The 4,145-nt window shown below is 67.3% G+C and carries 5 protein-coding genes; all 5 read right to left on the bottom strand.

Translation table 11 applies throughout. The features are described 5' to 3' along the window. Nucleotides 1–198 (bottom strand): hypothetical protein (locus ABZU75_RS45545; RefSeq protein WP_355569534.1); only part of this gene is annotated, 198 nt, incomplete at its 3' end. Nucleotides 199–336: 138 nt separating this feature from the next. Continuing rightward, nucleotides 337–1,287, bottom strand: coding sequence for a sugar phosphate isomerase/epimerase (locus ABZU75_RS45540; protein WP_355569531.1), 951 nt, complete (start codon nucleotides 1,285–1,287; stop codon nucleotides 337–339). Between the two features lie 61 nt (nucleotides 1,288–1,348). Further along, a complete protein-coding gene (locus ABZU75_RS45535; RefSeq protein ID WP_355569528.1) occupies nucleotides 1,349–2,782 on the bottom strand; it encodes a hypothetical protein in 1,434 nt (477 codons plus the stop codon). Further along, the gene (locus ABZU75_RS45530; RefSeq protein WP_355569525.1) at nucleotides 2,779–3,399 is read right to left on the bottom strand and encodes a sigma-70 family RNA polymerase sigma factor; all 621 of its coding nucleotides are present in this window, start codon (nucleotides 3,397–3,399) and stop codon (nucleotides 2,779–2,781) included. Before ABZU75_RS45530 ends, ABZU75_RS45535 begins: the two co-directional genes overlap by 4 nt. Continuing rightward, a complete protein-coding gene (locus ABZU75_RS45525) occupies nucleotides 3,389–3,625 on the bottom strand; it encodes a hypothetical protein (RefSeq protein ID WP_355569522.1) in 237 nt (78 codons plus the stop codon). The genes ABZU75_RS45530 and ABZU75_RS45525 overlap by 11 nt, the downstream gene beginning before the upstream one ends. Between the last annotated feature and the right edge of the window lie 520 nt (nucleotides 3,626–4,145).

The raw sequence follows: 4,145 nt of genomic DNA, 5'->3' as shown, positions 1-4,145 counted from the left end.
GGATAAGGAACAGTTATCCGGTACATGACCGCCGGCCGGAGAGGGGCGACCTGCGGGTCCGTCGAGACGGTAGCCGCGCGACTCAGGAGCGTTATCCGGTACATCAGTGGTCAAGATCCACTGATTGCGGGTTTTGACCTTATGCGGGCCGGCCCCCAACTGCTCAAACTGCTCCTTGGAGAACATCTTCTCCGACACCGAACCACCCCACGCTCCAGACCGGACAATCCGGTACGGAACGTAGCGGAAACGATCTCAGGCCCTGATATTGGCCCCGCATCGCCGCAGGTCAAGGGCATATCCGACGAAAGTTTCGTCAGGACTACTGGGACTCCTTTAGGCCAGCTCCTCAGCTCTCGTCGTGGTGAGGATCAGCGGTCGTAGGGTGTGCGCGGCGATCTGCATGCCTTGCAGGGTCCGCTCGAGTGTGCCGCCCCACACCGGGTCCTCGTGCTCGACGGCGACGTCGCCGTCATATCCAGCGGCATAGAGTGCGTCGATGATCTGGTTCCAGTCGAGTTGCCCGCGGCCGGGAACGCGGTAGCGCCACCAGCCGACGTCGGTGGGAGAGGTGCGTCCGACTGTCTTGCCGAACACCCCGTAGCGAGTGCGGGCCCGCTGGTCGATTTGGATGTCTTTGGCCTGAACGTGGCCGACAATGCCGGATCGCAGGGCGTGTTCCAGCGCGTCGAGAGGGTCAATGCCGAGCCAGGGCAGGTGAGAGGGGTCGTAGGCGAGGCCGAAGCCGAGTCCGGCCATCCAGTCCCACAGCTCGGGCGAGTAGGCGAGATTGGCGGGGTATCCGTCGGGATGCCAGCCTTCCATCGGGCAGTTCTCGGCAAGCAGCTTCACGCCGCGGTCCGCCGCGTAGCCGGTCAGCGGAGGCAGGTGCTGTTCGGCCTGCTTGAGGTTGTCGGCCACCGACAAGGTGACGTCACGGCCGATGAAGGTGGTGACATACCGGACGCCCAAGACCGCTGCCGCATCGACGCAGGCCCGCAGGTGACGGTGGACGCGGTCGCGTTCTGCGGGATCGCCGTGCAGGTTGTTGCCGCAGTAGGTCACCGCGGAGATGGTCAGGCCGTGACCGTCCAGCAGCTCGCGCACGCGGGCGGCGTCATCGGCGGTGAAGCCGGCCGCATCGAGGTGGGCGGCTTGGTGGATGTGTTCGCTGCCGACCGGCCAGGCCGCCACCTCCAGCGCCTGGTATCCGGCCTGCGGCGCCCAGGCGGCAACCTGCTCCAGGGACATCTGGCCGAGCGCGGCCGTGAGCAGTCCGAGCTTCAATTCTGCCTCCCTCACTCTCTGTACTGTTCCATCGGGGAACTGGTTGAGCGTGCGGTGACCACTACCGCACATCGGCGCACACGCTCCCGTCCTTGCCTGTGGCGTCGATGGCCAGGACCTGACGCAGAACGGGGAGCGGTTCCCGAAAACGGATCGCCTCCTGGAGGCGGAGGAGCCGGCCGAGCCATGCCGCCGTGTCACGGCTCATGGGATGGCCTGGGCCGTGCCGCTTGTCCTGAAGGTGCAGGGACTCTTCGAGGTCATGGATGACCCGGCCGACGACGCGGTCGTCGCGTGGATCGGCCAGCGCCTGGGCCAGGCCAAGGTACTTGCGGGTCTCCAGCGTGTCGGGATGCCGGTCTCCTTGGATACGCGCGCGGTCTTCCCCCAGGTTGCGCAGGAGGGTCAGCGCCTGTTCGCCTTGCCCGGCGACGACGAGGATCTTTCCCTTGGAGTGCCGCGCGTCCAGGGTGTCGGCATGGTCTTCGTCCAGCTCGTGGATCCGGTTGATGATGACGGCGTCGTAGTCGCTCACCGACTCCTCCACCCGTCCCTGCTGCCCCAGCAACCAGGCGCGCCGGCACTGCAGATGCCACAGCATCGGACTGTCGGGGCCCTGTGACAGGAGCAGGCGGCCCTGCAACGAGCCGAAGCCGTCCTCAGCCTCCCGCAAACGGCCTTGGCCGACCAGCGCCCACAGCAGCAGCAGCGTGGTGCGCGGGTTGGGAAGGCCGAACACCCGCTGTTCGTCCTCGCTCAGTCGACGCAGCTTCGACTCGGCCCGCCGGTGCCGGCCGAGCTCGGACAGGGACTCGGCCCAGGCGCGCCGCACCTCCAACACAGCCGGATGGCAGCGGCCCAGAAACACCAGATGGGGGAAAGCGGCCTGGATCAGGTGCAAGGCGGTGTGCTCGTCCCGGTCCGTGATCGAGCTCTCCGCCAGTACGGCCACCATTTCCGCGACCCTCGCCGAGCCTTCCATCCCGAGAGCCCCTGCCGGGCACCTGCTCAACAGCTCCCGCCAGTGCGCGATCACAGCCCGGGTCTCCTCGCGGTCAGCGTTACGCATCGTCCGCAGATCGCCGCCGGGAATCGCCGGCGACCCCGAACCCTCCACAACGTCGTCCGCGGCACGACCGGCCTTACGGCTCTGGGCGAGGTGGATCGCACGGCTGATCCTGTCGCTGATGTCGGCGTCGCTGATGTGGTGCACCACCTCGCCGGCGTTGGGCTCGGCGGGGACCGGGATGTTGTCCCACCGGGGCAGCCGGGTGCGGCTGTCTCCCACGGGGAGCACCTTGCGTGTGGAGGCGGGGTGCATCCGATCGCGCATCGCCCGCAGGGCAGCGGTGTTATCGGAAGCCGATCTTGCGCTCACGATCGCCTCCCAGCCGGAGTCGATGTCGACCGCCTCATCCACCAGGTCGTCCACCGCCTGGTTGAATGCTGCGAGAATCGCGTCGAGCTCAGCATCGGACTGCTCGCGCGGCGTCATGCTTCACCTCCGTAATGTGCGATCTTCAGGGCGGATTTGGCGCGTTTGAGGTTCTGTCGGACAGCGTCCGGTGTCATTCGCAGGTGCCTGGCGATCTCCTGGTTGCAGTAGCCGTCCAGGTGCCAGGCCAGCACCATGCGCTGCCGGTGGGGCAGCTTGGCGATCATGCGGGTCACTTGCTGTATCTGCTCGCTCAGTTCGAGCGCGGCGTCGGGACGCAGCAGCTCGGAGCGGTGGCCGGGAGCCATCGCCCGTTCGACGTCGGGCAGCTCGGCGACCGGGTCTTCTCTCAGCCGTGTGCGGTCCTTGGCACGCATCAGCTTGCGCTCGGCGACGCGCCGTATCCAGGCGCGGTGCTCGCGAATCGTGTCCCAGCTGGTTAACGCGTCCAGGAAGGTGGCTTGCACGATGTCGGCGGCGAGCTCCGGGTCGTCGGTGCCGAGCCGTATCACGAACCCGAACAGCTTCTTGGCCTCCTGCGCGTAGAAGGCGGCGACCGCCGCTTGCACCGGCAAGGCCTTCGCCTCGACCGGCCTGGTGGTCTGGGCCGGCCCTGGCCAGCCCTCGCGGCGCCCCGCCAGGAAGAGCGGCTCAACGGCCGCGTCGTCATAGACCATGGGGCGGCTCCGCTGCCCGAGCCAGATCGACCTTGACCATCGAGCCGTCCGCCGCCCGGACCGTCAGCCGACTGCCCGGGGGCAGCACCCTGATCATGGCCGGGGTCGTACTCGCACCCTGCGCGCCGGCCGTGCTCGGCTTGGCTCGCCCGCGTAGCCAGACCCTGAGGCAGTGGCTGGCGTACAAGAGCCCGAGCACGATCACGCTCCCGAGACCCACCTCCACGGCTCCACCTCCCTGATCGCGTCTCCTGGGGTCGTCGGCCTTGTGCCGTTGTCAGGGAGTGCAGCCGGTCCCCATGGATGTGACATCGTCCAGGTCAACGCGGGTAATGCTCGCCGGACTAAAGTTCTGCATCCGGCCCGGGATTCCTACCTCGCCGTGGAGGAGACGTAGGTCCATCGTCCAAGAGGCGCGCCTCCGTCGCCGATTTCGATGAGAACTCGCCACATCGCTCGCGGGGCCTGCGGCGAACCGGGGTGTCGGTAACACTCGTGCCACCAGGTACACGCAATCATGTTGCCCCTGGTCGGCTGACTGCGGTCGAACGGGTACACCCGGCAGAACGGTTGCTCTGTCGCGCTAAGCGCAAGCCGCTGACCTGGCCGGACGCCATCGTGTGTACTTCATGGCCCCCCACTCGGGTCGGCGTCACCACGGGCAGTGCGCCACGAGGCGCTGATTTGTCCGGATGGAGGTGGAAGACCACCATCTCCTCGCCGTCGTAGCGGTGAGGTGAAGCTGG

Source organism: Streptosporangium sp. NPDC005286 (genome assembly GCF_040607515.1).
Taxonomy (GTDB): domain Bacteria; phylum Actinomycetota; class Actinomycetes; order Streptosporangiales; family Streptosporangiaceae; genus Streptosporangium.
This window is presented reverse-complemented; position numbering and strand designations above follow the sequence as displayed.